The organism is Sphingomonas sp., from assembly GCF_041661825.1.
Lineage (GTDB): Bacteria > Pseudomonadota > Alphaproteobacteria > Sphingomonadales > Sphingomonadaceae > Sphingomonas.
Window position 1 is genome coordinate 100,572 of record NZ_JBAZTU010000004.1, and the last position, 26,534, is coordinate 127,105.

Sequence of the window (26,534 nt, forward strand, 5' to 3'; positions counted from 1 at the left end):
GTCAGTCTCCGACGCGCTTCAATCCGAGCTCCTGGTCGAGCACGGGATGCTCCGCCGCATAGGCGCGTAATGCCCGTTCGAGCGAGGCCGCATCGTTGAAACGGCAGGTCAGGTTCGCGCCTTCCTTTTCCTCGACCACGCCACCGGCGGCACGAACCAGGTCGGCGGTGCTGTCGCAGTCGATCACGATATTATGCGTGATGATGTCGCCGCGCGGTTCGACCAGGCCATAAGCCGCGCCAGCCTTGGCAGGATCGGTCGAGATCATCTCGCTGATCCACAGGTCGCGACCCGGCACGGGCAGGCGAACGAAGAACAGCTTGCTGTTGTCCTTCTTCCGCTCCTCCGGCCCCGGAACCAGGCTGCCATCGGGCGCACGGACGATGCGGGTCCGCTCGACCTTCCCGTCGGAGTCGGTGACCTCGTAGAGCCCGGGCTGGAGCGGCTGTTCGGCTGCGGGATCGGGCGGGTAGAAGACCGGGCCTTCCCACCAGCAGCCGGAGAGCAGCAGCGCCGCGAGGAGGGTTGGAAGGGTGCGCATCGGCATTGCTCCAGCCATTCTCCCCTCTCCTTCCAGGAGAGGGGCAAGCTGCGAAGCAGCGCGGGGTGAGGTTGAGTGCGGGACCTGAGTGATGTCAACCTCACCCTTCCCATCGCTTTGCGATGGGCCCCTTCCCTCTCCTGGAAGGAGAGGGAATTTACTCCGCAGCCAGCAGCGATTCCGCGCCGCCCAGATCGACCGATACCAGGCGGCTGACCCCCTGTTCGATCATCGTCACGCCGAACAGCCGGTGCATGCGGCTCATCGTCACGGCATTGTGGGTGACGATCAGATAGCGCGTCGCGGTTTCCTGCGTCATCGCGTCGAGCAGGTCGCAGAAGCGTTCGATATTCGCGTCGTCGAGCGGCGCGTCGACTTCGTCGAGCACGCAGATCGGGGCGGGGTTGGTCAGGAACAGGCCGAAGATCAGCGCGACCGCGGTCAGTGCCTGCTCGCCGCCCGAGAGCAGGGTGAGCGACTGGAGCTTCTTGCCCGGCGGCTGCGCCATGATCTCGAGCCCGGCTTCGAGCGGATCGTCCGAATCGACCAGTTCGAGATGCGCCTGACCCCCGTTGAACAACGTCGTGAACAGCCGGCGGAAATGCCCGTCGACCGCCTCGAACGCGGCCAGCAGGCGCTGGCGCCCCTCGCGATTGAGCGTCCCGATCGAGCCGCGTAGCCGGTTGACCGCAAGCCCCAGTTCGTCGCGTTCGGCGGCATTGCCGACACTCGCTGCTTCCAGTTCGGCCAGCTCGGTTTCCGCGACGAGATTGACCGGGCCGATGCGCTCGCGATCGATCAGCAGCTTGTCGTGCGCGGTCGATTCGTCCTGAGGCTGGCCGACTTTCTCCGGTTCGAACCCGACGCGCTCGGGCAGCAGCACCGAGGGGCAATGGAAGCGCTCACCCGCGAGGCGGTTCATCTCGATCCGTCGCGCTTCCTGGTTGTCCGCCCGCGCTGCGGCCCCAGCCCGAGCCTCGCGCGCCTCGGCCAAGGTCTCGGCCGCGGCGCGGGCGGCTTCCTCGGTCAGGCGCAACGCCACCTCGGCCTCGCGCTCGGCGGCCATGGCCGTCTCGGCTTCGGCACGCAGCGTGCCATGCGCCTGTTCGAGCCCGGCGATCTCGGCAGCGAGTTCGGCGGGCTTGCCGGCCAGCGTCTCCGCTTCGGCCGCCAGATCGGCATCGCGCTTGTCCATTTCGGCGATGCGCCGTGCCGCTTCGCCCGCGCGGTTCTTCCAGCCCTTGCTCTCGGCATTGCCCGCCGCGAGCCGCTCGCGATCCTGCCCGATCGCGCGTTCCAGTGCACCGCGATCGGCACGGGCGGTGGCGACAATGGTGCGCTTCGCTTCCGCTTCGCCCGACAATATCCGGACTCGCTCGCGCGTCGCGCTGCCGTCTGGGAGCGCCGCTTTCACCTCCGTCGCGCGCTTCACCTCGCCCTGCGCTTCTTCATTCTCGGCAACGATGCGCTGGCGGCGCGTGTCGAGATCGGCGCGCTGCGCCTCGATCCGTTCGATCTGGGCAGCGGCGCGGTCCTCCGCACGGGCGGCATCGCGGGCGTTGGTCTCCGCGCCTTCGAGCAGCCGACGGGCATCGACGGCGGCGCGGCGCGCTTCGGCGATCGCTTCGTCGATCCGGGTCAGCTCCGCATCGCAGGCATCAACCGCGCGCACTGCCGCCGGCCGCGCCGCCTCGATCGCGCGCAGCCGGTTCATCCGTTCGAGCCGCGCCGCTGCCTCGGCGCCGCCGGACTTAGCGACATAACCGTCCCAGCGCCGCAACAACCCGGCCATGGTCACCAGCCTTTGCCCGACTGCAAGCGCCTGCCCGCCATCACTGTCGGCGACAAAGACCTGCGCCAGACGCCGCGCCAGCGCCGCGGGCGCCGTGACGTGAGTCGCCAGTGCGACGGTACCCGAAGGCCCCGAAGGATCGCCCGGCGCGGGCGCGGCCCCGGCCCAATAGCGTTCGGCGCTCGCATCGAGCCCGGCTTCGAGATCGTCGCCCAGGGCCGCCGCCAGCGCACGCTCATAGCCCGGCTCCGCGCGAAGCTGGTCGAGCAGCCGGTCCTTGCCGTCGCGCCGCGTCGCCTTGGCCAGCGCCGCCGCCTCGCTGTCGAGCGCGCTCAGTTCAGCATGCGCGCCGGCGCGGGCCGATTGCGCCCGGTCGCGCGATCCGATCGCCTCGCGCTCGCTCGCATCCGCCCGGGCCAGCGCGGTGCGCGCCGACTCGATATGGCGCAGCGCCTGGGCGCGCGTCTCCGCCGCCTTGTTCTTCTCGGCAACCAACGGTGCCGGATCGCCCAGCGCCTTCGCCTCGGCCGTCACCCGCGCAAGATCACGCTCGCTGCGCTCGGCCCGGTTCCGCGCTGCCGCCAGCGCCGCTTCGGCCACGCGAACATCCGCCGCCTCGCTCGCCTGCGCCGCCAGCGCCTGGGCCAGCGCCACCTCGGCATCGCGCGCGGCACGTTCGGCCTCGGATAGCGCGGCATCGAGCTGGGGCGAGCGTGTCGCCGCTTCGGCGATGCGCGACTCGAGCTCCTTCGCTTCGTCGGCCAGCCGGGCGATCGCCTCCGCCGCGTCGTTGGCGAGCGAGCCTTCGCGCGCCCGGTCCTCGGTCAGCCTTGTACGGCTGTCGCTCAACTCGGCCAGGCGGCGTTCGGCCGCGGCATGTTCGGTACGCAGCGCCGAGAGCCGGTGTCCCGCATCGCTCGCCCGGTCGCGCGCGCCCTGCGCCTCGGCCCGGGCAGCGGCGAGCTTCTCGGTCGCTTCGCTCTGATAGGCCGCCGCACCACGCTGCGCCTCGGCTGCCTCGGCCACGCGCGTCTCGGCCGACGCAGCTTCCGCCTTGGCCGCATCCGCCGCCGACGACGCATCGCGCCAGCGCGCGAAGATCATCCGTGCCTCGGCCACCCGGATCTCGTCGGAAAGCTGGCGATACCGCTCCGCCTGGCGCGCCTGGCGCTTCAGCGCGGCGGCGCGCGCGTCCTGGTCGGCGATCACTTCGTCGAGCCGGGTCAGGTTCGCCTCGGTCGCGCGCAGCTTCTGCTCGGCATCCTTGCGGCGGACATGCAGGCCGGCGATCCCGGCCGCCTCTTCCAGCATCGCACGGCGCTCGGCCGGCTTGGCCGCGATCACCGCGCTGATCTTGCCCTGGCTGACCAAAGCCGGGCTGTGCGCCCCGGTCGCCGCGTCGGCGAACATCAGGGCGACGTCCTTCGCGCGCACGTCGCGCCCGTCGATCCGGTAGGCCGAGCCCGCCCCGCGCTCGATCCGGCGGACGACTTCGGTCTCCTCGCCGGTGATCTCGGTCAGGATCGAGACTTCGGCAAAGTCGCGCGCGGGCCGGGTCGAGGTGCCGGCGAAGATCACATCGTCCATGCCCGCGCCGCGCAGCGACCGGGCGGACGTCTCGCCCATCGTCCAGCGCAGGGCCTCGAGCAGGTTCGATTTGCCGCAGCCGTTCGGCCCGACAATGCCGGTCAGCCCGGGCTCGATGCGCAAGTCAGCCGGGTCGACGAAGCTTTTGAAGCCTGTCAGCCTGAGCCGCTTGATCTGCACCGGGCTGCCCCCTGCCCCGTCGTTACAGCGCGCCCGCTGCCTTCAGCGCCGGCTGGAGTGCTTTCCACTCGGCCACGTCGGGCACGACATCGCCGTTGACGATGAAGGTCGGCGTGCCCTGGATCTTGTACTGCTGGTTCGCCGCGTCGGTGTTCTTGGCGATCTCCGTCAGCATCGCCTTGTCGGCGAGGCAGGCACGCGCCTTGGCGTCGGGGACGCCCCGCTGCTTCACGAAATCGAGATAGCCGTAGAATTGCGCGAAATAGGTGGCGACTTCCTCCGGCGATGCATTCGCCAGCCTGGCCTGGTCCGCCTCGGGAACCTGCTTGCTGCCATCCCCCAGAAGCTGCTGCTGCGAGAGCATCATCTGATCGAGCATCGGGAAGAACTGATCCGGCGCGACACAATGCCCCAGCAGGATCGGGGGAATATCGCCGCTCCCGTGGATCGGATAGTCGCGGAATTCATAGGACAGCTTGCCCGACGCGATCGGGCCGCTCTTCAGCGCGGGAAAACCCTCGGCGTCGAAGACGGCGCAATGCGGGCAGGTGCGCGAGCCATATTCGATCAGCTTCACCGCGGCATTGGGGTTGCCCATGCGATAGCCGCCCTCGGGCGTCTTCTCGACGGTGTCGACCCAGGCCTTGCCGGCCGGCGCCGGAACGGCCGCCACGGGGGCCGCGGCCGGTGCGCTGCTGTTGCCGCCGGTCCCGCCCGAACCGCAGCCGGCGAGGATCAGGGCCGGCAGGACGGCATAGGCAATGCGGAATTTCATGGGGACTCTCCGTGTTGAAATGTCTTGAATCACTTGGCGCCGGCCGCGCGGAGGCTCTTCTCCAGCACGGCCCATTCAGTGGTGTCGACGGTCTTGCCGTTGAGCTCGAACGCCGGCGTGCCGTGGATCTTCGCCCAGGCGGTATCGGTGTTCTTCACGATCACGGCCAGCTCGGCCTCATTGTTGAGGCAAGCCTCGATGCCGGCATCGGTCATGCCGCGCTTGCGCATCAGGTCGCTCAGCCCCGATCCATCCGCCAGCGCACGGAACTGGGCCGGGCGGGGATAAGACGAGATGCGCGCGTCGTTGATCGATTCGAAGCGCGATCCGCGCGGCACCCAATCGTCCTGCGCCGCGAAGATCGCGTCAGTCGTGGCAAAAAAGCCCTTCGGACCCGAGCAGCGCGCGAGCAGCGCGGCGGTCAGATCGAGCCGGTCGCGCACCGCATTGTGCAGCTCGACGCTGGTCGATCCCGACCGCACCAGCTTGCCGCGCAGCACCGCGCCCGATTCGGCGATGAAATGCGCGCAGTGCGGGCAGGTATAGCTGACATATTCGACCAGCTTCACCTTCGCATTGGGATTGCCGACGACAAAGCTGCCATTGGCCGATTTGCCGACGACCGTCGTCCAGTCGCGCCCCTGCGCCAGGACGATCGATCCGAACCCGAGCGCGACCAGCGCCAGCAGGAAACGTAGCTGCTTCATCATTCCTCCGGCTGGCCGACCACCGGCGCCCCGCGCGTCGCGGCGACACCCGCCGCCAGCGCTTCGAGCACCGCCTTCAATTCAGGATCCGCAATGGTGCGGAGACTCGCGCCCAGCTCGACCGGGATCGGCTTGAGCGAGGGCGGCGCGGCCCGCACGCGCGGCGCGGCGACATCGCCCTGGCGAATATTGACGCGAGAAATCGCGCCATAGCCGAAGAAGCGATTGACCCGCTCGACGATCTCCGGCGCGATATGCTGCATCATCGTGGCATGCGCCCCGCGCACGACCAGGTTGAGCGTGCCATTCGTCCGTTCGCCCTGCGGAAACTTGATCGATTCGGGCGCCGAGACCCCGGCATAACGGCTGCCGACGATCTCCGGCCAGCGGCTGACGATCGCGCTCTGCACGAAGCCGAACTTGCGGAAGGCGGCGCGCCCGACATCGGGCAGCAGCTCGGACACCGCGCGCGCACGACCGCCGCGCGGCTTTTCCGCTTTCGGTTCGGGCTTGGGAGCGGGGACGCGCTTGCTCATTATCCTGTCCATGCCATAGCGATGCCGTGCCCGCCAAGCTTCCTTCCGACATCGCTGATTTGCTGCTTGCCTGGTACGACCTGAACGCACGCCGACTCCCGTGGCGCAGCCCGCCCGGCGCGCCGCGCGCCGACCCGTACCGGGTGTGGCTGTCCGAGATCATGCTGCAGCAAACCACGGTCGCAACCGTCCGCCCGCGCTTCGAGGAATTCGTCGCGCGCTGGCCCGATGTCGAGTCGCTGGCGAGCGCAAGCGACGCCGACCTAATGGCCGCCTGGGCGGGGCTCGGCTATTATGCCCGCGCCCGCAATCTGATCGCCTGCGCCCGCGCCGTCGTGGCGGCCGGCGGGCACTTCCCCGCCACCGAAGAAGGCCTGCGCACCCTGCCCGGCGTCGGCGCCTATACCGCCGCCGCCATCGCCGCGATCGCGTTCGGCGAACGCGCGGTGGTGGTCGACGCCAATGTCGCCCGCGTCGTCGCCCGCCTCTTCGCGATCACCGCCCCGCTACCCGGCGCCATGCCCGAGGTCCGCGCCGCCACCGAGTCGATCACCCCCGATGCCCGCTCGGGCGATTTCGCCCAGGCGATGATGGATCTCGGCTCGGCGATCTGCACCCCGCGCAATCCCAGCTGCCTGATCTGCCCGCTCGCCCCGTCGTGCCGCGCCTTCGCCTCGGGCGACCCCGAGTCTTTCCCCGAAAAGAAGGCCAAGGCCGCCAAACCCCAGCGCTACGGCACGATCTTCTGGGCCGAGCGCGACGGCCAGGTGCTGCTGGTGCGCCGCCCGCCCAAGGGCCTGCTCGGCGGCATGCTTGCGCTGCCGACCGGCCCCTGGTCCCCCGCCCCGCCCGGACTCGAAGACCCGCCGATCGCCGCCGACTGGACGATGCGGGATGGGACAGTCGCCCATGTCTTCACGCATTTCCGGCTCGAACTCGCGCTTGCGGTCGCGCGAGCCGAAGCGCATTCGAATGCCGGAGAATGGTGGCCGATCGCCGACATCGAATCGGCGGGGTTGCCGACTGTATTCGCCAAGGCCGCAAGCGCCATAAGGAGAGCGGAATGAGATTTCGGGCATTGGTATCCGGCAGCGCATTGATCGCACTCCTGGCCGGCGGGGCCTTCGCTTATGAAGCAGCCCCCCAGGCCCAGCGCGCCGCTCCGGCCAGCCAGTCCCCCCTTCCCGCCACGCAGGCGCTGTTCGATTCCTATGTGTCGACCGGCAAGATGCCCGGCATCGTCGGCGCGTTCGGCATGGGCGATTTGCCGACGGTGTTCGTCAGCGCCGGCAAGATCGCCGACGAGCCCAGCGCCGCTACGGCCGGCCCCGACAGCCTGTGGCGCGTCTATTCGATGACCAAGCCAGTCACCGCCATGGCCGCGATGATCCTGCTCGAGGAAGGCAAGATCAGGCTCGATCAGCCGGTCAGCGACTTCATCCCCGCCTTCAAGACCATGCGCGTGCAGCTCAACTCGGCCACGCTGGACAGCCGCCCGGCCGCCCGCCCGATCACGATCCGCAACCTGCTCACGCACACCGCGGGCCTCGGCTATTCGATCGTCACCAAGGGGCCGCTGCTCGACGAATATAACCGGCTCGGCCTCACCCCCGGCGCGCTCAGCGGCCCGCTCGATGCCGCCGCGCGCAAGACCCGCCCGCCGTCGCTCGAAGCATTCGCCGACCGCGTCGCCCAGGCCCCGCTGATCGCCGATCCCGGCACGAAATGGAGCTATTCGATCGGCCTCGACGTGATGGGCCGGGTGATCGAGGTCGCGGGCGGCATGCCGTTCGACAGTTTCGTGCAGAAACGCATCTTCGATCCGCTCAAGATGACCTCCAGCTACTGGACGGTCCCGCAAAGCGAAGTCGGCCGCTTCGCCACCAATTACATCTACCAGCGCGAGGCGATGAAACAGCTTTCGGCCGGGCGCTCGTTCGACGTGTCGACCATCGACGAAAAGGCCCGCCTGCCGATCGATCCGGCGGCCAGCTCGGTCTGGCTCTCCCCGCCGAGCTTTCCTTATGGCGGCGCCGGGCTGGTCATGTCGGCGCGCGATTATGATCGCTTTCTCCACACGCTGCAGGATGGCGGCACGCTCGACGGCGTGCGCGTGCTGAAACCCGAGACCGCGGCGCTGATGATGTCGAACCTGCTGCCCCCGGGCGTCACCTACACCCCAATGCCGGACGGCGCCGACCTCGCGCCGCCGAGCGGCTATGGCGCCGGTGGCTCCGTCACGCTCGCGGACAAGCCCGGCGGCCCCGGCAAGGGAACCTATGGCTGGGGCGGTGCCGCGGGCACGGTCGCCTGGGTCGATCCGACACGGAAGATGCGCGGCACGATCATGGTCAATTTCTTCCCCGCCGATCAATGGTCGATGCGCAAGGACGCCGTCGCCGCGCTGATGACCGATCTCGCCCGCTACAAGTGAGTTCCCCCTTATGATCGCACCAGGCTTCACCGGCAGCACGCTCGACCGGGCCGATCCGCTTCGCCAGGACCCGGAGGCGCTCGCCGCCGCGATGGGAGACTGGCGCGCGAAGCTGCTCGTGCTCAACGATTTCGAACCCGAGCTGGACGGCGAAGGCCGGCTGGTCTGGACCAACCTGGCCGATGCGCCCGAGGGATCGGACCTGCTGCTGCTCGGGCTCGACAACGGCAAGCCCCATTTCGCCGCGCTGACCCCGGGCATGAAGCCGCCCGCCGGCCGCCCGATGCGCATGTTCGGCCTGCTCGACCGGATCGCGCCGGGCGAGGCCGCGACCTATGCCGCGGCGCGCAGCCTGCTCGACTGGCACACGCGCCACCGCTTCTGCGCCAATTGCGCGACCGAAACCCACATCTACCGCGCCGGCTGGGGCCGCAAATGCCCCAATTGCCACGCCGAGCATTTCCCCCGCGTCGACCCGGTGGTGATCATGATCGCCGAACATGCCGGCCGCGCGCTGCTCGGCCGCCAACCGGCCTGGCCGGCAGGGCGCTATTCGGCGCTGGCCGGCTTCCTGGAGCCGGGCGAATCGATCGAGGAAGCCGTCGCGCGCGAGATCATGGAGGAAGCCGGCGTGCGCGTGACCGACGTGCGCTACATCGCCAGCCAGCCCTGGCCCTTCCCCTCATCGTTGATGATCGCCTGTGTCGGCATGGCCGAGGACGACGCGCTGACGATCGACAAGCACGAGCTGGAAGACGCGATCTGGGTGTCGCGCGAGGAAGTGCTCAGGGTGCTGGCCGGCGGCGAAGGCGCGTTCCTGCCGCCGCCGCCTTATGCGATTGCGTTTACGCTGCTGACGGAGTGGGCGAACGCGTAAGCCCTTAATTCCTCCCCGAGCTTGCTCGGGGAGGGGGACCATTCGCCTCGTGAACGGGAAGGGGCTGGGGAAAAAGATAGACGTCCGAACTGTAAGGCAGGCAATCGCTTGGAGGGTGCCCGACTAGGGTCGAATCGCTCTGGCTTCTTTCTGCCGCGCTTTCCGGTCACTGGCCGCTCCAGGCAGCTTGAAAACGTTCTAGCGCCCAACCCTTGCTGATCGCGTAGCAATCAACACTCGAACACCTGCCATGCGCTAATCTGATGCATCTTGCCGAAGCGGCCAGCGAATCCAGCCCAACCGCCAGAATTTGTCGTGGCGGCTGGCGCGTCGCCGCAACTGGCGAGCGTCGCTAAACGAGCTGGTCAGGTGGCACGCGGAATACGCCTTTTATGCAGGAGTGGTCACGGACGGCTATTTGGATGTGAGACTTTGTGACGAAGCCGCTTCCGGGATACAGTTCTTCACCTTCCGGGAAAGCCGCACGCACGGTCTGAAATTTGGGATCAGGCATTGTTTCATAGAGATAGTTTACTACCGCGCAATCGCGATCGCGGCGCAGAGGGCCGCTATTCTCCGGCAACGCGGAACCGCTTATTAGAGCGAGTTTTTCTAGGCCGGCATAGGCTGAGCCAAGCACCTGAACCGATTTCCGTGTCATTAAGTCGAGGCATAGACCGAGATCGAGTGCGACGCCGACCACGGCAGGATTTTGGACCTTATTGCGCCTTTTCAGCTCATGGGCCCACTCAAGCCCTCGAACCGGATCGCCTTCCCAGAAGTAGATGCCACCACCTAGCCAATCCCAGGTGTTGGCGCTTTCCTCGAATGGCGTGCCTGCGATCAGCTGCTGCGCAACGGTCTCGTCACACCCATGGTAAGCGAGGACGAACGCGGCCGAGAGACGTTGCAATGAGCCCTCGCGTGTTCAGCTGTGAGTCGGCTCCGTCGGAAGTGCTCCGACCTTTTCGAGCATGGCACGGGCGCTCTCCGCGCTGCGGCCATGCCTCGCAGTCGCACTCTGAATTCGCGACTGAATGTCCCGAATCTGCGACGGAGTGGCTGCACCAAACAGCGGTGCGCTAGTTACGGGCCTTCTGTTTGCCATACAAACGTTATAAGTACCCGCGACCAGGTTCGCAAGCCCAAACGGTTTTGAACACCGCCACTCTTGCGCCCGTCTGACAATCGCATTGTCAGGGCGGGCCCGGTACCGGAGCCATTTCCGATTCGTCAGTACAGTTGACATAGAGGTGAAACGATGAGCAAATCGAAAAACATCTCAAAAAGGGGACCGAGCTTGAAAAAGCCGCAAGAGATGGTCTGCCGGCCAATAGCGCCGCGCAGCTCTGGGGAGGACGTCGTGCTTAGCAGCCCAAGTGGAGCATACCGTGTGTCGGAACAGACGATTGAGCGCATCAATCGTGTGGAGGCGCGCGCGGGCCGAGTCTTCGCGACGGCCGCCCGCTTTGCGTTCCGCTAAGCCCGTCCATTATAAAACAGGCAGTAGTTGAGCGACCAACGGATCAATCTCAAAGCAGTAACGCTCGACGAAAAGGGAAAGAAGGTCCTTCTAACCCTGCTTGGCGGCGATACAGATAGCCGCTGCGCGAGGCCGATGTTCGACCACATCGTTGGCCTGGGGGCGAATTTTTTGCTGATCGAAGAACCCTATATCGATCGCGACTACTCCGCGGACTTCGTTGCCTTCTACTCCTCAGCTTTCAAATCCTATCCGCGCCACACGCAGCGCTTGCACCTGTTTGAAAAGGACGCCAGCGGACTTTTTGCGGAGGATTTCGCGCAGCAGGCGGCGACCAAATCCGACAAATACGGGTATCTCGGATTCGTCGTTGTCCGGCCAATACGCCAAGGCCCGATCGGCCGAACGATGCTTCCGTTCCCCGATCTTGGACCCAAGCTCATTGTACGCCGGGCCTCACGCTCCAAGGTCGATACACATCTTCTCGCGACTGAACTCGAGGCGAAAGGTGCGCCTTTCATTCAACAAGATCGGCGAATTGGGGCATGCGCACAGGCCGCGATCTGGATGGCCAGCCGACCGATCCACGAAAGACATCGCCAGTCGGCGTGGCATTCGATCAGCCAGATCACCAAATTTGCCACCACGCCGACCGACGCTGATTTAAGCCAGTCGCTGCCGCATGGCTCAAGCGGGCTGAACCCGCTCCACATTACGCGCGCGTTACGCGCCATGGGGCATCAGCCGCTTTGCGATATCTTTGAACATGTCGCGGGGGGCAAGATTGAGGCGAGTCAGTCTGCTGACCCAGCTCAGCTGGGCGACGAGGCTGACCAGGAAAAGTCGATCGAGGTACTCCTGCGATATCTCGATTCCGGGCTTCCTGTGATTCTTGGGTTGCCGCCACACGGGAAGGAGCCCGATGGCCACGCCATCACCGCGGTCGGCTATGTCGAAGACCCCGGTTCGGCAATCCGCGCGGGTTCAGGCTATGAGCGATTTGTCCGGGCAATTCTTGTCCACGACGACCAGCGCGGCCCTTACCGGCTGTTGCCAGTGACCGAAGACGATATCGGACATTTGCCCGAGGATCGATTGTTGCGTGCCCAAGACGAAGAAGTGCTGACGGTCGAGAAAGTTGTGTCGCACATTTTTGTTCCGCTCTCGCAACGCGTCTTCTTGATTGCCGATTATGCCAACATCATTGCCTGGGATTTCCTGGAGCGGCAGGTTGAGGATCTGCGAGCGCAGCTGATCGCTGATATCGTCGCCCAGGTTCCGGACGCGGGCGACACATTGAACGCCTTTTGTGACGACTTTTGTGCTGGGAGGGTTATTCGCAGGACATATCTGACGACCGCAGGCCGCTACCGACATTATCTGGCGCGCACGGCGGTGCCAGACGATCTAAAGGTCAAGGCGATATCGCGTACGTTGCCGCACTTCATCTACGTCACTGAATTGATCAACGAGGATGCGCGGCCTGACCAAAATGGCGCCCGCCCGATCATCGGACATCTGGTTTTCAACGCGACCAGCAGCACTGATCCGAACGCAGACCTACTGTTCGCCCACATTCCGCACCTCGCTTTTGAACGCAATATCAACGCTGCTTCAGGCTGTGCCGCCGATCCCGATCAAATGATTACCTTGGTACGCGAGCATGTGCCCTATGCCCAAAGATTGCGGACCTAGCTGCAGGCCGGAGCCAGCATTTCGAGCGACAGGCCGGCATTCTCATACAAGCTCGCAGCGGAATCGGAACAGCGCGCAAGCCGCAAATCGATAGCATCACAATAGCTATTAGTGGCAAGCGCTCGGCACAGTTGCGCCACCTGCAGTGCGGCAGCAGCGAGCGCGGTGGCGGGCACACCGACAGCCTGCCCTGCGACGGTTGTCATCCCACAGGCATCGATCACGCCCAGCTCAACAAGCCGTCGATACCGCTCTGGGACCAATTTCTCGGAATTTTGACGCTTGTCCCCGATCCAGATTTTTTCCGCCGGCGTTGCACCCGGAAATGCGTGGAATTCTAAGTCGAAGATCTGCGCCGGCGTTCCGCCGAGCCCACTATCGAGCACAAGGTCGAACCCGGCCGTGGCGGCAGCCAAGCGAGCTTCTTCGTTGTCGACCCCCACTAACGCGATCCTCGGTTCGCCCGCGCTTGGGCCCTGTCGGTTGGTGAATCTGCGCTCAATCGCGTAAGCGGTGAATCCAAGAGCCTCCATGTGCGCGCTTGCGGCCGCCGCCTTCTTTCGACCCAGCCAGCTATGGCTAGTCAGCACCTGGGTCGACAGGTTCTCGGGACCACTGCGATCGTTGTCCTGGACGAACAACGTAACGGCCCTCCGGTCGGCAAAGGGCAGCATCGACAACAAGAACAGGATCGCCTGTCCAAGGTTGCCCGCACCGAGTAACCAAAGCGCCGTGGGAAGTCGCGCGATAGCGCCCTCAGGTTCCTCAATGAATCCTGGCTGCCATGCGTTTACGATTTGTGGGACTCGACACGCATCCGGCGCGCGAAGGGCCAGACGGCGAAACGCCTCGCCGACGGCGATTGCCGCTGCCAACACACCCACGACTACATTTGAGGAAGCCGGTTGCAAGGCACTGGCCTTTGGGGTGACCGATGCAGTCCACCCCCGCGCGGTGATATGGAGATCTTGGCCGTTTCCGGCGTGACCAATGTGAAGACGAAGCGCGGACTTTGGCGCCTCTCCGGACGCGCGACAGCCGAGGTCTTCAAGCGCGCGCCGGAGTGGTTGACCGACGCGCGTTCCGAACTGCGCAGGTACCTCTGGGATTTGGCGTAGAAAGACGCCACCGCGAAACATGCGCGAACCGCATACCGCGAGCGCCATTGCCGCCGCCTGCCCCCAATCCGTGCGCACCGCAGCATCGTCGATCGTTACGACCAACGCAATCGAGTCGAGGCGGAACCGTTCGTCCGCAACGTCGGCGCGTTCATCATTGGCGAACAGCAATTGCGTCAGACGGTCATCCTTGAAACTGAGCGTCATCAGAACCACTCCAAAGCAAAGAAATCGCGACCCTTGAAAGAATGATCAGCCCAACTCGCCGGGCCGCGCAGTTCGTAGATTCCCACTTCACCCGGCCCGACGGTCCGGCAGGCATAGTCAGGTACAATCAAAGCGAGATGCCCGCGGCGCGGCATCATTGGGTTGTCGCGGTCGATACCACTCTGGCCATAACCGCCCGGATGCGTATGTACATCGGCGACCACCTTGAGACGAAGCCGTCGGCATTCGGCCCAAACAAGGTCCATCTTGGTCCCGTCAAAATCGATATAGCCGGTCAGGCATTTCGGATCGATTTCGTCGAACGGCAAATAGGCCTTCACCCGTCGTACGCCACTAACATCGGTGCCAAGCAGGAACGCGCCGCTTTCCCGCTCGCCACAGCCTCGTCGCGCTAGGTCACGCAGCAGCGCGCGCCACAAGCCGCGGCGGCAACGAAATGGTGCCGTCGAGGATCCGAGACCCAGTGTATTCAGAGTCGTGAAGAAGGCCATGAAGCGTCTCCAAATAGCGGGTGAGATGGTCGGTCGGCTGCCAGCGCACATCGAGATACTCATTGGCCCAATGCCCCCCGGCGAAGGCGAGGCGATCCAAGGGGTGATAAAGGCACGGCCCGAATTCGGAAAAATAGATCATCGGGTTCGGCCCGCTCTTTGGGCGTTCATCGGTCATATACGGCCGGTCCTCGCCGCCGTGCCAAAGCTGACCCGTCGGGCCCATGACTCTGAATCCCATGACATCGAGACGGAAGAGAAACCATTCCGGTGAAGCCGGACGAGGCGCCGCCGCCACGGCGATGAACAACTCAGGGTGGTGGTGACCGATCAATCGCCACTTTCCCGCGTGCTCACCCTTCCGGAACCAGAAGGAACCAAGATCCGCTGCGACAGCTGCCTCATCCGGCATCATGATCGTCACCCCTGGATCTTGCGCGTGTGAACGAGCGTGAGCTCGACCTTGCGCTTGCCGTCATTGATCTGGCCGAGGTGCAACTCGGGATTGAGCTCCTTCTCGCCAAGCTTGAGGACGAATTTCGAGGCCGGATCGACCAGATCGAACCCGTCCCCGGAAATCGCCCATTTGATAATCTTCCTGACCGTCGCGCTGGCGCGGAATGAATGCTTCCTCTCATCACCGTCGTAGTGGATGAGAACATCGATGCGACCGCCGCGGCCGGCGTGAACGAGCTTGAACTCAATCTCCAGCTGCTCGACGATGCGAAAGTCACCGTCGAGGCTTTCTTCCTCGTCTTCGACGATCAGCTCCGAAACCGCCAGCTCAGGGTGCTTGGCCTTAATCAGGTCGAGGATTTCAAGAGCGGTCTGGTCGGTATGCACCGCCAGTTCCTGGTGATCAGGCAGGCCTTCAACGGCGTAAGCGAGTCGAGTCTCGCGCTGGGTTTCCAGCAGGGTCATGGCATTTCTCCGGGCGTGAATCGCCTCGACGCCGATTCACCATGATTCGCCCGCATTGTCAATATTGCAAACGTTGAAACCGGGTTCGTATTGCAAACCGTTAGTAATATCCACATTTTGGTTGATGCTGCGCAGGAGCCGTGTTAGCCTCCCGCACCACACTAACCGCCAGGGCTTGATGATAGATCCGCTATACCAGATGTTCGGCAGTCGCGTGCGTGCGCTGCGCGAACGAAAGAATGTGACGCAAGAGGAGCTGGGTCGTCGGATTGACCTTTCGCGCACTTCGATCGTGAATATCGAGAAGGGCCGCCAGCGCGTCTTGCTTCACCAAGTGGTCGAAATCGCGGACGCTTTGGATGCCAAACCGGCCGAACTTCTTCCCAAGGCATCGGCAGAAAAGGCGCTTGAATTGCGCGACGACGTCGCCTTGTTGATCGAGTCACTTGAGGCTGAAAAGCGATTGACTTGATGCGGCCGCGTATAAATTACGCCCTTATTCGAAGGCGCGTCCGCGAGCTCATTGCCGACCAATCCAGCCCACCGATCGATTTGCAGCGTGTAGCGCTTACGCTTGGGGCGGAAATCCGCGCGCTCGAATTGGCCGATGATATCTCCGGGGTGCTTTATCGAGACCTTGGTCGGCGGATCATCGTGGTCAATCGGACGCACTCCGAAGTGCGTCGCAGATTTACGATCGCTCATGAACTTGGTCATCTTGCACTTCACCGCGGCGACAAGGTTCATGTCGATCACGAGTTCAGAGTGAATTTGCGTGACCCTCGATCCGCCACCGCAGAAAACGTAGAAGAAGTTGAAGCGAATGCATTCGCCGCCAATTTGCTTATGCCGGCGGAGTGGATCTGGGCCGAGCTTGATCAACATCTGATCGACCCAGGTGACGACAGCCAGATCAGCGCGCTGGCCGAGCGTTACTGTGTGAGCCAACAAGCATTGCTGATCAGAGTCGCGACTCTGAGTTCGGCAGCTGGTGAAATAGCTGCCAGTCGAAGTCGCCCGGCAAAAAGAATGTGAAGAACGACGCTTCGGGTGCCCTTACCTTAAGCCGCCCATCCCACCGACAACAAGCCGGCCGAACCTACCCCCGCGCCCGAGCCTGCCGGTACGTCCCCAGCACCCGCACCCATTTCGCATGGAAACCCAGCTCGGCCAGCGCATTGTCCAGCCCCGGGTCGCCCGGCTTGCCCTCGACATCGGCATAGAATTCGGTCGCCGCGAAGGTGCCGCCGCGCTGATAGCTTTCCAGCTTGGTCATGTTGACACCGTTGGTCGCAAAGCCGCCCATCGCCTTGTAGAGCGCGGCCGGCACGTTCTTCACTTCGAAGATCAGCGTCGTCATGAACGGCCCGTCGCCGATCGGCGCATGGCCGGCGCGCGCCAGCACCAGGAAGCGCGTCGTGTTGTGATCGGCATCGGCAATGCCGTCGCACAATATGTCCAGGCCATAGATCGGCGCGGCCATTGGCGGGGCGAGCGCGGCGAGCGTTGGGTCGCCCTTCTCCGCGACCAGCGCCGCGGCGCCCGCGGTATCGGGATAGGCGATCGGCACGATGTTCCGCTCGCGCAGCCAGTGGCGGCACTGGCCGAGCGCCTGGGGATGGCTCGTCGCCTCGCGCACATCCTCCAGCCTGCCCGATCCCATCAGCGCATAATGAATCGGCAGGAAATGCTCGCCGGTGATGACCAGGCCCGATTCGGGCAGCAGGAAATGCATGTCGGCGACGCGGCCGTGCAGCGAATTTTCGATCGGGATGATCGCGCAATCGGCGCGACCGTCACGCACCGCGTCGATCGCATCGGCGAAGTCGAAACAGGGCAAGGGCAGCCCGTCCGGGAAGGCCTGCAGGGCCGCGATATGCGAATTGGCGCCGGGGGCGCCCTGGAAAGCGACGGCGCGTTCGGGGTGCGCCGCGGCTTCCTCGATCATGCGCGCAACGATGGGCCGCGCGGGGGCTGCGAAATTGTCCATGGAGCGGCGCGCTTACCGGCGCGTTTGTTCTTGCACAAGCGCGGCTTGCGGTCACGCTCCACCGAATCTAAAGGGAGCCGACTTTCCGACAGGGGCAACTTGGCAATGGACAATCGCACGAACACGATCGCGGGCTGGGTGCTCGGCGCATGCGGCGTGGCGCTGGGGCTTTCGATCGTGGGCGGCATGGTGTTCCAGCCGCATCATCTCGAGAAGATGGGCTACCCGATCGAGGGTGTGGCCGAAACGGGCGCGGAGGGCGGCGCGGCCGCCGTGCCGATCGCGACGCTGATGGCGACCGCCGATCCGGCGAAGGGCGCCGAGGTGTTCAAGAAGTGCGCCGCCTGCCACACGGTCAACCAGGGCGGCCCGAACGGCGTCGGCCCGAATCTCTACGCCACGCTCGGTGAGGGCATTGCCGAGGGCAAGGGCGGTTTCGCTTTCTCCGACGCGCTCAAGGGCAAGGGCGGCAAGTGGGATTTCGACAATATGAGTGCGTGGCTGACCAGCCCGCGCGCCTTCGCCTCGGGCACGAAGATGACCTTTGCCGGCCTCGGCAACCCGCAGGACCGCGCGAACGTGATCGCCTATCTCAACCAGCAGGGCTCGAACCTGCCGCTCCCGGCGGCACCCGCCGCGGGCGCAGCAGCGGCGCCGGCCGAGGGTGCGGACGCCAACGCCGCCGCCCCGGCAGCCGCGAATCTCTCGGAAGGCGCCGCGCCGGCACCGGGCGCGCCGTCGGTCGATCCGGCCGCCGCGGTTCAGGCTGAAAAGAAGAAGTAATCGCCTCTCCGGCGAAAGCCGGGAGGTCGGTTGCGAAAAAGGCCGCGCCGGGGGGCGCGGCCTTTTTTGTTTTGCCGGAAGTCAGTTTCGGCCGGACGGGCACCTCACCCACTGCCGTCATGCCGGACTCGTTCCGGCATCCACTGGCCCGCAAGAGCGGAAGCACCTGGTACGCTGAGCCGTGCCCCCCGGAACAGGTCGGTGATTACTCCCTTTCAACATGTATGCTTCCCCGGCGGAGGCCGGGGTCCAGTTGGGGGACTTTTGAACTGGTCGCACCGGCTGTTTCCTTCTGTCTCCCTACTGGGCCCCGGCCTCCGCCGGGGAAGAAGAAATTACATGTCTCAAGGGTTCAAGCACCGAACAAGTCCGGGGTGACGATTCAATCAGGCGAAACGGAAGATCAGCCCCGCCTCACTCCGCCTCGCCCGCGGGTTCCTGGTAGAAATCCTGCACAACCTTCCACGCCTCTTCCGCCGTCTCGACGAAGGTGAAGATGTTCAGGTCGCGCGCGGAAATCACGCCTTCCTCGACCAGCGCCTCGAAATCGACCACGCGGTTCCAGAACTCGCGGCCGAACAGCAGCACGGGGATCGGCTTGATCTTGCCGGTCTGGATCAGGGTCAGCAGCTCGAACAGTTCGTCGAACGTGCCGAAGCCGCCCGGGAACGCCGCGAGCGCGCGCGCGTGGAGCAGGAAATGCATCTTCCTGAGCGCGAAATAGTGGAACTGCATGCTCAGCGACGGCGTCACATAGGGATTCGGCGCCTGTTCGTGCGGCAGCACGATGTTGAGCCCGATCGATTCGTGGCCCGATTCCGCCGCGCCGCGATTCGCCGCTTCCATGATCGAGGGGCCGCCGCCCGAGCAGACCACGAAGTGGCGCTTGCCTTCCTCGTCGCGCGGGCAGGCGCTGGCGAGCTGGGCCAGTTCATAGGCGACGTCGTAATATTTCGACTTGGCGACCAGGCTCTTCGCGATGCGGATCGCTTCCTCGCCCTCGGCCAGCTCGAGCAGTGCCTTGGCCTTGGCGGGTTCGGGGATGCGCGCCGATCCGTACATCACGAAGGTGGAGGCGATGTTCGCCTCGGCCAGGATCAGCTCGGGCTTGAGCAGTTCGAGCTGGAAGCGCACCGGGCGGAGATCCTCGCGCAGCAGGAAATCCATGTCCTGGAAGGCGAGGCGATAGGCCGGGTTTTCGGTCTGGGGGGTGCTGATCCCGGCATTGGCGGTTTCGGCATCCTGGCGAGCGCGCGGAAAGACCCGCGACGGTACATGTGTCTCTGTCATTGGAGCAGGCTCTAGCCGAAAAACGCCCGGATATGAAGCTCAGCGACAGAACCGCGCGCGGTCGTCTTCCAGGTGCAGATGGTTGGCGTGCGCCGCGTTGTAATCCGGGCTCAGCACCGTGCCGAAGCGCTTGCAGGCGGAGCTGTGGATCACCTGGAGGAATTCCCGCTCGTCCGGGTCGTTCGATCGCCAGCCGTTCAGCACCGTCACCCGCCGTCCATCGGCCAGCACGAACGCCGAGACGTCGACCGCGTTGGCGATGGCATGCCCCGACAGCCTGTTCCCCGCCGTCGCCGATCCCACCACGTTGCGGCACGCATAGGAGCCGAAGCTTTCGACCCGCACCAGGTCGCTCCCCAGGATCTGCCGCGCCGCGGGGGCGACCGCGTGGCGCGTCCAGGCGATGAACGACCGCGCAAGGCCGCAGCGCATGCCCTTCACATTGGTCACCGGCACCCCGATGTCGATCAGCTGCACCGATCCGATCACCGAGCATCCGCCGCCATAATCGCGGTCGGGCAAGGGGCTGAAGCGCACCTGCTCACGCGACAGGTCGGCAAAACACGCCTGGGTCTCGCGCGAGGTCGGCAGGTTGAGCGTCACCGGCCGCGCGCCCACCGGCCGGGGCCGCGGCCGCTCGTCCCCGCGCCCGCACCCGGCGAGCAGCAATGTTACCGCAAACATTCCGCTGGCCAGGCCGGCCCGGCCCATGCTTATCTCTGTTGGAAAAAAGGAGAGGAAAGCCCGATGCGCCTGGCCCATCTGCTCGCCATAGTCATTGGCCCCGTGTTCGGGTGCCTCGCCCTGCCCGCCCTGGCGCAGGACGGCACCCGCTACCCGCTCTGGCCGAACGGCGCCCCAGGCTTCGAGAGCCGCGCCGCCATCCCCGAGGAATCGGCGGAATATTGGACCAAGCATATCAACAACCCCAGCATCACCGCCTTCCTGCCCGAGAAAGGCAAGGCGAACGGCGCCGCGGTGGTGATCGTCCCCGGCGGCGGACACAGGATTATCGTGATCACGACCGAAGGCAATGACGTGGCGCGCTGGTATGCCGCCAGAGGCGTCGCGGCGTTCGTGGTGCGCTACCGATTGTTCCGCGAGGACGGCTCGCCCTATGCGCTGGACGACGCCCGCGCCGACACCGAACGCGCGATGCGCCTGGTCCGATCGCGCGCCGCGGAATTCGGCGTGGACCCGAAGCGCATCGGCATCATGGGCTTCTCGGCCGGCGGAGAGCTGGCGCGCATGGCCGCGCTGAGCGCGCCTGTCGCCCTGCGCGGTAAGGAAGATGCGATCGACAAACTCTCCGCCCGCCCCGATTTCGCGATCCTCGAATTCCCGGGGCCACTCAAGGCCGAGGAGAAAGTGACGAAGGACTCGCCGCCGATGCTGCTGACCGCGGCGAACGACGATGCCTGTTGCTCGGCGCCGCTGGTCGACCTGCTGCAATCCTATCGCGCGGCCGGCGCCTCGGTCGAGCTGCACATGTATGCGGCCGGCGGGCACGCCTTCAACATGGGCGAGGATACCCCGCTGGTGAGCCTGCAGCACTGGCCCGATCGCATCCCCGACTGGATGTCCGACCGCGGGCTGCTCGGAAAACCGGCGCCCAAGTTCGTGCCGAAATAAGCTGCTCGCTTCGCCGCATCGCAGCAGAAAGCCGATTGACGTAGCGTCGCAGATCGCTAGGGCCGTCGACGGGCCACGCGGTCCCAACGCCGCGCGTGCTCTCTGTAAGGAGAGACTATATGACTGATTACCCTGCGCCTCCGGCGACGAAGCCGACGCGTCCTTATTTCTCTTCCGGTCCCTGCGCCAAGCCGCCAGGCTGGACCCCCGAAAAGCTCCAGACTGAAGTCCTCGGCCGGTCGCACCGTTCGAAGATCGGCAAGACGCGCCTGCAATACGCGATCGACCTGATGCGCGAGATGCTGCAGCTGCCCGACACCCACCGCATCGGCATCGTCCCCGGCTCCGACACCGGCGCGTTCGAGATGGCGATGTGGACGATGCTGGGCGCCAAGCCCGTCACCGCGCTCGCCTGGGAGAGCTTCGGCGAAGGCTGGGTCACCGATGCGGTCAAGCAGCTCGGGCTCGATCCGACCATCCTGCGCGCCGATTACGGCCAGCTTCCCGACCTCAACCAGGTCGACTGGTCGAACGACGTGCTGTTCACCTGGAACGGCACCACCTCGGGCGTGCGCGTGCCGAACGGCGACTGGATCCCGGACGACCGCGAGGGCCTGAGCTTCGCCGACGCGACCAGCGCGGTGTTCGCGTACGATATCCCGTGGGACAAGATCGATGTCGCAACCTTCTCCTGGCAGAAGGTGCTGGGCGGCGAAGGCGGCCACGGCGTGCTGATCCTCGGCCCGCGTGCGGTGGAGCGGCTCGAAAGCTACACGCCGACATGGCCGCTGCCGAAGGTGTTCCGCCTCGTCTCCAAGGGCAAGCTGACCGAAGGCGTGTTCAAGGGCGAGACGATCAACACCCCGTCGATGCTCGCCGTCGAGGATGCGATCTTCGCGCTCGAATGGGCCAAGGGTCTCGGCGGGCTGCAGGGCCTGATTGCGCGCTCGGACGCCAATGCGGCAGCACTCGACAAGATCGTCGCGGATCGCCCGTGGCTCGGCCATCTCGCGCTCGACGAGGCCTCGCGCTCGAAGACCAGCGTGTGCCTGACGGTCGAGGGCGCCGACGAAGCGCTGATCAAGAAGCTCGCCGGCCTGCTCGAAGCCGAGCATGCCGCCTATGACATTGCGGGTTACCGCGATGCCCCGGCGGGCCTGCGCATCTGGTGCGGCGCGACCGTCGACGCCGCCGATATCGAGGCGCTCGGCCCCTGGCTCGACTGGGCCTACGCCTCGGTCACCGTCTCGGCCTGACCCCTTTGCGTTCCCGCCGCGGCGGGGGCGCACTCTTCCCAGACTCCCGCTCCCGAACCGGAGCGCGCTCATTGAAAGGCAATCCCATGCCCAAAGTCCTCATTTCCGACAAAATGGATCCCAAGGCCGCCCAGATCTTCCGCGAGCGCGGGGTCGAGGTCGACGAGATCACCGGCAAGACCGTCGACGAGCTCAAGGCGATCATCGGCAATTATGATGGCCTCGCCATCCGCAGCTCGACCAAGGTAACCAAGGACATCCTGGCGCATGCGACCAATCTGAAGGTCATCGGTCGCGCCGGCATCGGCGTCGACAATGTCGATATCCCGGCCGCCTCCGCGCAGGGCGTGGTCGTCATGAACACCCCGTTCGGCAACTCGATCACCACCGCCGAGCATGCCATCGCGCTGATGTTCGCGCTCGCCCGCCAACTGCCCGAGGCCGATGCCTCGACCCAGGCCGGCAAGTGGGAGAAGAACCGCTTCATGGGCGTCGAGCTGACCTCGAAGACGCTCGGCCTGATCGGCGCCGGCAATATCGGCTCGATCGTCGCCGACCGTGCCCGCGGCCTGAAGATGAAGGTGATCGCGTACGATCCCTTCCTCACCCCCGAGCGCGCGATCGAGACCGGCGTCGAGAAGGTCACGCTCGAGGACCTGCTGGCGCGTGCGGACTTCATCACGCTGCACACCCCGCTGACCGACCAGACACGCAACATCCTGTCGGCCGAGAACCTCGCCAAGACCAAGAAGGGCGTGCGCATCATCAACTGCGCGCGCGGCGGGCTGATCGACGAGGTCGCGCTGAAGGCCGGGCTCGATTCGGGCCATATCGCGGGCGCCGCGCTCGACGTGTTCGTGACGGAGCCGGCGACCGATTCGCCGCTGTTCGGCACGCCCAACTTCGTGTCCACGCCACATCTCGGCGCGTCCACCTCGGAAGCGCAGGTCAATGTCGCGATCCAGGTCGCCGAGCAGATGGCCGATTATCTCGTCTCGGGCGGCGTGACCAACGCGCTCAACGTGCCGAGCCTGTCGGCCGAGGAAGCGCCGAAGCTGAAGCCGTATATGGCGCTGGCCGAGAAGCTCGGCTCGCTGATCGGCCAGCTCGCCCACGGCGCGCTCTCGGGCATCAACATCGAGGTCGAAGGTGCGGCTGCCGCGCTCAACCAGAAGCCGATCACCAGCGCGGTGCTCGCCGGCCTGATGCGGGTGCATTCGGACACGGTGAACATGGTCAATGCGCCATTCCTGGCGAAGGAGCGGGGCATCGACGTCCGTGAAGTCCGCCATGACCGGGAGGGCGATTACCACACGCTGCTGCGCGTGACGGTGAAGACCGATGCCGGCGACCGTTCGGTTGCGGGCACGCTGTTCGGCGACGCGGCCCCGCGCCTGGTCGAGCTGTTCGGCATCAAGGTCGAGGCCGATCTGGTCGGGCACATGCTCTATGTCGTGAACGAGGACGCGCCGGGCTTTATCGGCCGGCTCGGCTCGCTGCTCGGCGAGGAAGGCGTGAACATCGGCACCTTCCATCTCGGCCGTCGTTCGGCCGGTGGCGAAGCGGTGCTGCTGCTCTCGGTCGACGAGCCGGTGACGCCCGAGCTGATCGCCAAGGTCCGCGCGCTGGCCGGCGTGAAGACCGTGATGGGGCTCAGCTTCTAAAAGCCTATTCGAGCGGGCCTGTCGAAGACCGTTCTCTTTCGCGCAGGAAGAGGTACAGGGCTTCGACAGGTTCGGCCCGAACGGGCGTTTTGGACGCGACTCTTCTGCCTATGACTCATGCCCTGCTCCCCGAAGGTTTCCGCGACCGGTTGCCCCCGTTCGGCGACGCCGCCGCGCGCCTCGAAGCGGCAGTGCTGGGGGCAGCCTACGCGCATGGCTATGAGCGTGCCGATCCCGCTTTGGCCGAGTTCGAGGCGGGTCTGGCCGGCCGACTGAAGGCGGCGCGCGCGCAGGATGCGGTGCGCTTCGTCGATCCGGTGTCGCAGGCGACGCTCGCCATCCGGCCCGACATGACCGCACAGATCGGCCGGATCGCGGCGACGCGCATGGGCCATCACCCGCGCCCGGTGCGCCTGTCCTATGCCGGCCCGGTGCTGAAGCTCCGCGCCTCGCAGCTCAGCCCGGAGCGCGAGCTGCGCCAGATCGGCTGCGAACTGATCGGCCTCGACACCGTTGCCGCGGCGAAGGAGATCGTTGGCGTCGCGGTCGAAGCGCTCGAAGCCGCCGGCGTGCGCGGTATCTCGATCGATTTCACCCTGCCCGACCTGGTGACGATCCTGGCGGACGGTCCGCTGCCCGTCGAACCATGGCTGATCGAACAGCTCCGCGACCGGCTCGACGCCAAGGATGCCGGCGGTGTTGCCGAGATCGCGCCGGCCTATCTCCCGTTGATCGAGGCAGCCGGCCCGTTTGAAACGGCGCATGATCGGCTCTGCGCCTTCGATGTGGGCGGCGCGCTGCGCTCGCGGCTCGACGGGCTGTGGCAGATCGCCTCGGGCCTCAAGGGCCGCACCGCACTGACGCTCGACCCGACCGAGCGGCACGGCTTCGAATATCAAACCTGGCTCGGCTTCTCGATCTTCGCTGACGGGGTGCGCGGCGAGATCGGGCGTGGCGGCAGCTACACCATCGTTCATGAGGACGGCGCGGAGGAAGCCGCGACCGGCTTCTCGCTCTATGCCGACGCGATCGTGGCGGCGGGCCTCGCCGATGTCGACCGGCGCCGCCTGTTCGTGCCGCTGGATACCGACCCTGCCGTCCCGGCCGCGATGCGGGCGCAAGGCTGGGTCACCGTCGCCGCGCTCGAAGCGGGCGACACGCCCGAGGCGCAGCTCTGCACGCATATTTTGGTGGAAGGCGCGGCGCGCGCGCTCTAGGCGCCGCACCGTCCCGATCGAAGGAACTCAGTTTTGGCAAATGTCGCAGTAATCGGCGCCCAATGGGGCGATGAGGGCAAGGGCAAGATCGTGGACTGGCTCGCGGAGCGCGCCGACATGGTCGTGCGGTTCCAGGGCGGCCATAATGCCGGCCACACGCTGGTCGTGGGCGAGAAGGTCTACAAGCTGTCGCTGCTGCCCTCGGGTATCGTGCGCGGCACGCCGTCCGTGATCGGCAACGGCGTGGTGCTCGATCCCTGGGCGCTCAAGGCCGAGGTCGAGAAGCTGACGGGCCAGGGCGTGACGATCACCCCCGAGACGTTGATGATCGCCGACAATTGCGCGTTGATCCTGCCGTTCCACCGCGATCTGGATTCGCTTCGCGAGGACGCCAGCGGCGCCGGCAAGATCGGCACCACGCGGCGCGGCATCGGCCCGGCTTACGAGGACAAGGTCGGGCGTCGCGCAATCCGGGTCTGCGACCTCGCGCATCTCGACGCGCTCGATTCGCAGCTCGACCGGTTGACCGCGCACCATGACGCGCTCCGCGCCGGTTTCGGCGAGCCGCCGATCGACCGCGCGGCGCTGGTCGAGGAACTGCGCGCGATCGCCGATTTCGTGCTGTCCTTCGCCCGCCCCGCCTGGCGCGACCTCAACGAGGCCCGCGCGCGCGGCCGGCGCATCCTGTTCGAAGGTGCGCAGGGCGTGCTGCTCGACGTCGATCACGGCACCTATCCCTTCGTCACCTCGTCCAACACCATCGCCGGCACCGCTGCTGGCGGGTCGGGCCTCGGGCCGAGCGCGGTCGGTTTCGTCCTGGGCATCGCCAAGGCCTATACGACGCGCGTCGGCTCCGGCCCGTTCCCGACCGAGCTGGAGGACGCCACCGGCGAACGGCTGGGCGAGCGTGGGCATGAATTCGGCACCGTCACCGGGCGCAAGCGGCGCTGCGGCTGGTTCGATTCGGTGCTAGTGCGGCAATCGGCCGCGGTCGGCGGCATCACCGGCATCGCACTCACCAAGATCGACGTGCTCGACGGCTTCGACGAAGTGAAGATCTGCGTCGGCTACAAACTGCGCGGCGAGACGCTCGATTATTTCCCCTCGCACGCCGCCGATCAGGCAGCGGTCGAGCCGATCTACGAGACGATGCCCGGCTGGCAGGAATCGACCGCCGGCGCGCGGAGCTGGGCCGATCTGCCCGCTCAGGCAATCAAATATATCCGCCGCATCGAAGAGCTTATCCATTGCCCGGTTGCACTGGTCTCGACCAGCCCGGAGCGCGAGGACACCATCCTCGTGCGGGATCCCTTCGCGGACTGATCGGCAAGGGCCGG

The 26,534-nt window shown here is 65.7% G+C and carries 25 protein-coding genes; 12 read left to right on the plus strand and 13 right to left on the minus strand.

Features of this window, described 5'->3' with window-relative positions:
• Position 1: 1 nt before the first annotated feature.
• The 5 genes from WC729_RS19050 to WC729_RS19070 form a co-directional block, all read right to left on the minus strand.
• A complete protein-coding gene (locus tag WC729_RS19050) occupies positions 2–541 on the minus strand; it encodes a hypothetical protein (protein WP_372855703.1) in 540 nt (179 codons plus the stop codon).
• Positions 542–698: 157 nt separating this feature from the next.
• Positions 699–4,100, minus strand: coding sequence for a chromosome segregation protein SMC (gene smc, locus WC729_RS19055; protein ID WP_372855705.1), 3,402 nt, complete (start codon positions 4,098–4,100; stop codon positions 699–701).
• A gap of 22 nt (positions 4,101–4,122) precedes the next feature.
• Positions 4,123–4,875 carry a thioredoxin domain-containing protein gene (locus WC729_RS19060; RefSeq protein WP_372855707.1) on the minus strand — a complete coding sequence of 251 codons (753 nt, stop codon included), beginning with the start codon at positions 4,873–4,875 and terminating at the stop codon, positions 4,123–4,125.
• A 29-nt stretch (positions 4,876–4,904) separates the two neighbouring features.
• Positions 4,905–5,582, minus strand: a complete 678-nt coding sequence (locus WC729_RS19065) for a thioredoxin domain-containing protein (RefSeq protein ID WP_372855709.1) — start codon at positions 5,580–5,582, stop codon at positions 4,905–4,907.
• Positions 5,582–6,130, minus strand: a complete 549-nt coding sequence (locus WC729_RS19070; protein WP_372855711.1) for a DUF721 domain-containing protein — start codon at positions 6,128–6,130, stop codon at positions 5,582–5,584. The genes WC729_RS19065 and WC729_RS19070 overlap by 1 nt, the downstream gene beginning before the upstream one ends.
• Positions 6,131–6,144: 14 nt before the next feature.
• On the opposite strand from WC729_RS19070, the gene WC729_RS19075 reads away from it, so the two are divergent.
• The 3 genes from WC729_RS19075 to nudC are packed head-to-tail and all read left to right on the plus strand — an operon-like array spanning position 6,145 to position 9,429.
• The gene (locus WC729_RS19075) at positions 6,145–7,185 is read left to right on the plus strand and encodes an A/G-specific adenine glycosylase (RefSeq protein WP_372855713.1); all 1,041 of its coding nucleotides are present in this window, start codon (positions 6,145–6,147) and stop codon (positions 7,183–7,185) included.
• Positions 7,182–8,552, plus strand: coding sequence for a serine hydrolase domain-containing protein (locus WC729_RS19080; protein WP_372855715.1), 1,371 nt, complete (start codon positions 7,182–7,184; stop codon positions 8,550–8,552). Before WC729_RS19075 ends, WC729_RS19080 begins: the two co-directional genes overlap by 4 nt.
• Positions 8,553–8,562: 10 nt before the next feature.
• Positions 8,563–9,429, plus strand: a complete 867-nt coding sequence (gene nudC / locus WC729_RS19085) for an NAD(+) diphosphatase (RefSeq protein ID WP_372855717.1) — start codon at positions 8,563–8,565, stop codon at positions 9,427–9,429.
• Positions 9,430–9,781: 352 nt separating this feature from the next.
• Here nudC and WC729_RS19090 read toward each other — a convergent pair whose 3' ends face one another.
• On the minus strand, positions 9,782–10,342 hold the full coding sequence (locus WC729_RS19090) for a hypothetical protein (RefSeq protein WP_372855719.1): 561 nt from the start codon (positions 10,340–10,342) through the stop codon (positions 9,782–9,784).
• Between the two features lie 597 nt (positions 10,343–10,939).
• Here WC729_RS19090 and WC729_RS19095 point away from each other — a divergent pair.
• A complete protein-coding gene (locus WC729_RS19095) occupies positions 10,940–12,607 on the plus strand; it encodes a hypothetical protein (RefSeq protein WP_372855721.1) in 1,668 nt (555 codons plus the stop codon).
• On the opposite strand, the gene WC729_RS19100 is transcribed toward WC729_RS19095, so the two are convergent.
• From WC729_RS19100 to WC729_RS19115, 4 genes are read right to left on the minus strand one after another with little or no spacing between them, the layout of a single operon-like run.
• On the minus strand, positions 12,604–13,932 hold the full coding sequence (locus tag WC729_RS19100; RefSeq protein WP_372855723.1) for a hypothetical protein: 1,329 nt from the start codon (positions 13,930–13,932) through the stop codon (positions 12,604–12,606). The two genes, WC729_RS19095 and WC729_RS19100, sit on opposite strands and share 4 nt — an antisense overlap.
• On the minus strand, positions 13,932–14,372 hold the full coding sequence (locus WC729_RS19105; protein ID WP_372855725.1) for a hypothetical protein: 441 nt from the start codon (positions 14,370–14,372) through the stop codon (positions 13,932–13,934). The genes WC729_RS19100 and WC729_RS19105 overlap by 1 nt, the downstream gene beginning before the upstream one ends.
• The gene (locus tag WC729_RS19110) at positions 14,350–14,868 is read right to left on the minus strand and encodes a hypothetical protein (RefSeq protein WP_372855727.1); all 519 of its coding nucleotides are present in this window, start codon (positions 14,866–14,868) and stop codon (positions 14,350–14,352) included. Before WC729_RS19110 ends, WC729_RS19105 begins: the two co-directional genes overlap by 23 nt.
• Positions 14,865–15,365, minus strand: coding sequence for a hypothetical protein (locus WC729_RS19115; RefSeq protein WP_372855729.1), 501 nt, complete (start codon positions 15,363–15,365; stop codon positions 14,865–14,867). The genes WC729_RS19110 and WC729_RS19115 overlap by 4 nt, the downstream gene beginning before the upstream one ends.
• Before the next feature lie 214 nt (positions 15,366–15,579).
• On the opposite strand from WC729_RS19115, the gene WC729_RS19120 reads away from it, so the two are divergent.
• Positions 15,580–15,837, plus strand: coding sequence for a helix-turn-helix domain-containing protein (locus WC729_RS19120; RefSeq protein WP_372855731.1), 258 nt, complete (start codon positions 15,580–15,582; stop codon positions 15,835–15,837).
• Positions 15,837–16,400: an ImmA/IrrE family metallo-endopeptidase gene (locus WC729_RS19125; RefSeq protein ID WP_372856630.1), complete on the plus strand. Its 564-nt coding sequence runs from the start codon at positions 15,837–15,839 to the stop codon at positions 16,398–16,400. The genes WC729_RS19120 and WC729_RS19125 overlap by 1 nt, the downstream gene beginning before the upstream one ends.
• Before the next feature lie 64 nt (positions 16,401–16,464).
• On the opposite strand, the gene WC729_RS19130 is transcribed toward WC729_RS19125, so the two are convergent.
• Positions 16,465–17,355 carry a prephenate dehydratase gene (locus WC729_RS19130; protein ID WP_372855733.1) on the minus strand — a complete coding sequence of 297 codons (891 nt, stop codon included), beginning with the start codon at positions 17,353–17,355 and terminating at the stop codon, positions 16,465–16,467.
• Positions 17,356–17,460: 105 nt separating this feature from the next.
• Between WC729_RS19130 and WC729_RS19135 the strand changes: the two genes are divergently transcribed.
• A complete protein-coding gene (locus WC729_RS19135) occupies positions 17,461–18,138 on the plus strand; it encodes a cytochrome c family protein (protein ID WP_372855735.1) in 678 nt (225 codons plus the stop codon).
• A gap of 414 nt (positions 18,139–18,552) precedes the next feature.
• Here the strand turns inward: WC729_RS19135 and WC729_RS19140 are convergent, their stop codons facing one another.
• Together WC729_RS19140 and WC729_RS19145 are read right to left on the minus strand one after the other, a co-directional pair.
• Complete coding sequence (locus WC729_RS19140; RefSeq protein WP_372855737.1) at positions 18,553–19,428, minus strand: LOG family protein; 876 nt, start codon at positions 19,426–19,428, stop codon at positions 18,553–18,555.
• A 39-nt stretch (positions 19,429–19,467) separates the two neighbouring features.
• Positions 19,468–20,139: an extensin family protein gene (locus tag WC729_RS19145; protein WP_372855739.1), complete on the minus strand. Its 672-nt coding sequence runs from the start codon at positions 20,137–20,139 to the stop codon at positions 19,468–19,470.
• Between the two features lie 36 nt (positions 20,140–20,175).
• On the opposite strand from WC729_RS19145, the gene WC729_RS19150 reads away from it, so the two are divergent.
• From WC729_RS19150 to WC729_RS19170, 5 genes are all read left to right on the plus strand, one after another.
• Positions 20,176–21,060, plus strand: a complete 885-nt coding sequence (locus tag WC729_RS19150) for an alpha/beta hydrolase (protein ID WP_372855741.1) — start codon at positions 20,176–20,178, stop codon at positions 21,058–21,060.
• A gap of 119 nt (positions 21,061–21,179) precedes the next feature.
• A complete protein-coding gene (locus WC729_RS19155) occupies positions 21,180–22,316 on the plus strand; it encodes a phosphoserine transaminase (protein WP_372855743.1) in 1,137 nt (378 codons plus the stop codon).
• 86 nt (positions 22,317–22,402) lie between these two features.
• Positions 22,403–23,980, plus strand: a complete 1,578-nt coding sequence (serA, locus tag WC729_RS19160) for a phosphoglycerate dehydrogenase (protein WP_372855745.1) — start codon at positions 22,403–22,405, stop codon at positions 23,978–23,980.
• A gap of 110 nt (positions 23,981–24,090) precedes the next feature.
• Positions 24,091–25,197, plus strand: a complete 1,107-nt coding sequence (locus tag WC729_RS19165; RefSeq protein ID WP_372855747.1) for an ATP phosphoribosyltransferase regulatory subunit — start codon at positions 24,091–24,093, stop codon at positions 25,195–25,197.
• A gap of 33 nt (positions 25,198–25,230) precedes the next feature.
• Positions 25,231–26,520, plus strand: coding sequence for an adenylosuccinate synthase (locus WC729_RS19170; RefSeq protein ID WP_372855749.1), 1,290 nt, complete (start codon positions 25,231–25,233; stop codon positions 26,518–26,520).
• The last annotated feature ends 14 nt before the right edge of the window (positions 26,521–26,534 follow it).

Coding starts and splice junctions, on each gene's coding strand:
- nudC (WP_372855717.1), top strand. CDS start 8,563: ATGATCGCACCAGGCTTCACCGGCAGCACGCTCGACCGGGCCGATCCG.
- WC729_RS19135 (WP_372855735.1), top strand. CDS start 17,461: ATGGACAATCGCACGAACACGATCGCGGGCTGGGTGCTCGGCGCATGC.
- WC729_RS19065 (WP_372855709.1), bottom strand. CDS start 5,582: ATGAAGCAGCTACGTTTCCTGCTGGCGCTGGTCGCGCTCGGGTTCGGA.
- WC729_RS19165 (WP_372855747.1), top strand. CDS start 24,091: ATGACTCATGCCCTGCTCCCCGAAGGTTTCCGCGACCGGTTGCCCCCG.
- WC729_RS19070 (WP_372855711.1), bottom strand. CDS start 6,130: ATGGACAGGATAATGAGCAAGCGCGTCCCCGCTCCCAAGCCCGAACCG.
- WC729_RS19100 (WP_372855723.1), bottom strand. CDS start 13,932: ATGACGCTCAGTTTCAAGGATGACCGTCTGACGCAATTGCTGTTCGCC.
- serA (WP_372855745.1), top strand. CDS start 22,403: ATGCCCAAAGTCCTCATTTCCGACAAAATGGATCCCAAGGCCGCCCAG.
- WC729_RS19060 (WP_372855707.1), bottom strand. CDS start 4,875: ATGAAATTCCGCATTGCCTATGCCGTCCTGCCGGCCCTGATCCTCGCC.
- WC729_RS19140 (WP_372855737.1), bottom strand. CDS start 19,428: ATGACAGAGACACATGTACCGTCGCGGGTCTTTCCGCGCGCTCGCCAG.
- WC729_RS19115 (WP_372855729.1), bottom strand. CDS start 15,365: ATGACCCTGCTGGAAACCCAGCGCGAGACTCGACTCGCTTACGCCGTT.
- WC729_RS19150 (WP_372855741.1), top strand. CDS start 20,176: ATGCGCCTGGCCCATCTGCTCGCCATAGTCATTGGCCCCGTGTTCGGG.
- WC729_RS19130 (WP_372855733.1), bottom strand. CDS start 17,355: ATGGACAATTTCGCAGCCCCCGCGCGGCCCATCGTTGCGCGCATGATC.
- WC729_RS19125 (WP_372856630.1), top strand. CDS start 15,837: ATGCGGCCGCGTATAAATTACGCCCTTATTCGAAGGCGCGTCCGCGAG.
- WC729_RS19080 (WP_372855715.1), top strand. CDS start 7,182: ATGAGATTTCGGGCATTGGTATCCGGCAGCGCATTGATCGCACTCCTG.
- WC729_RS19050 (WP_372855703.1), bottom strand. CDS start 541: ATGCGCACCCTTCCAACCCTCCTCGCGGCGCTGCTGCTCTCCGGCTGC.
- WC729_RS19145 (WP_372855739.1), bottom strand. CDS start 20,139: ATGGGCCGGGCCGGCCTGGCCAGCGGAATGTTTGCGGTAACATTGCTG.
- WC729_RS19155 (WP_372855743.1), top strand. CDS start 21,180: ATGACTGATTACCCTGCGCCTCCGGCGACGAAGCCGACGCGTCCTTAT.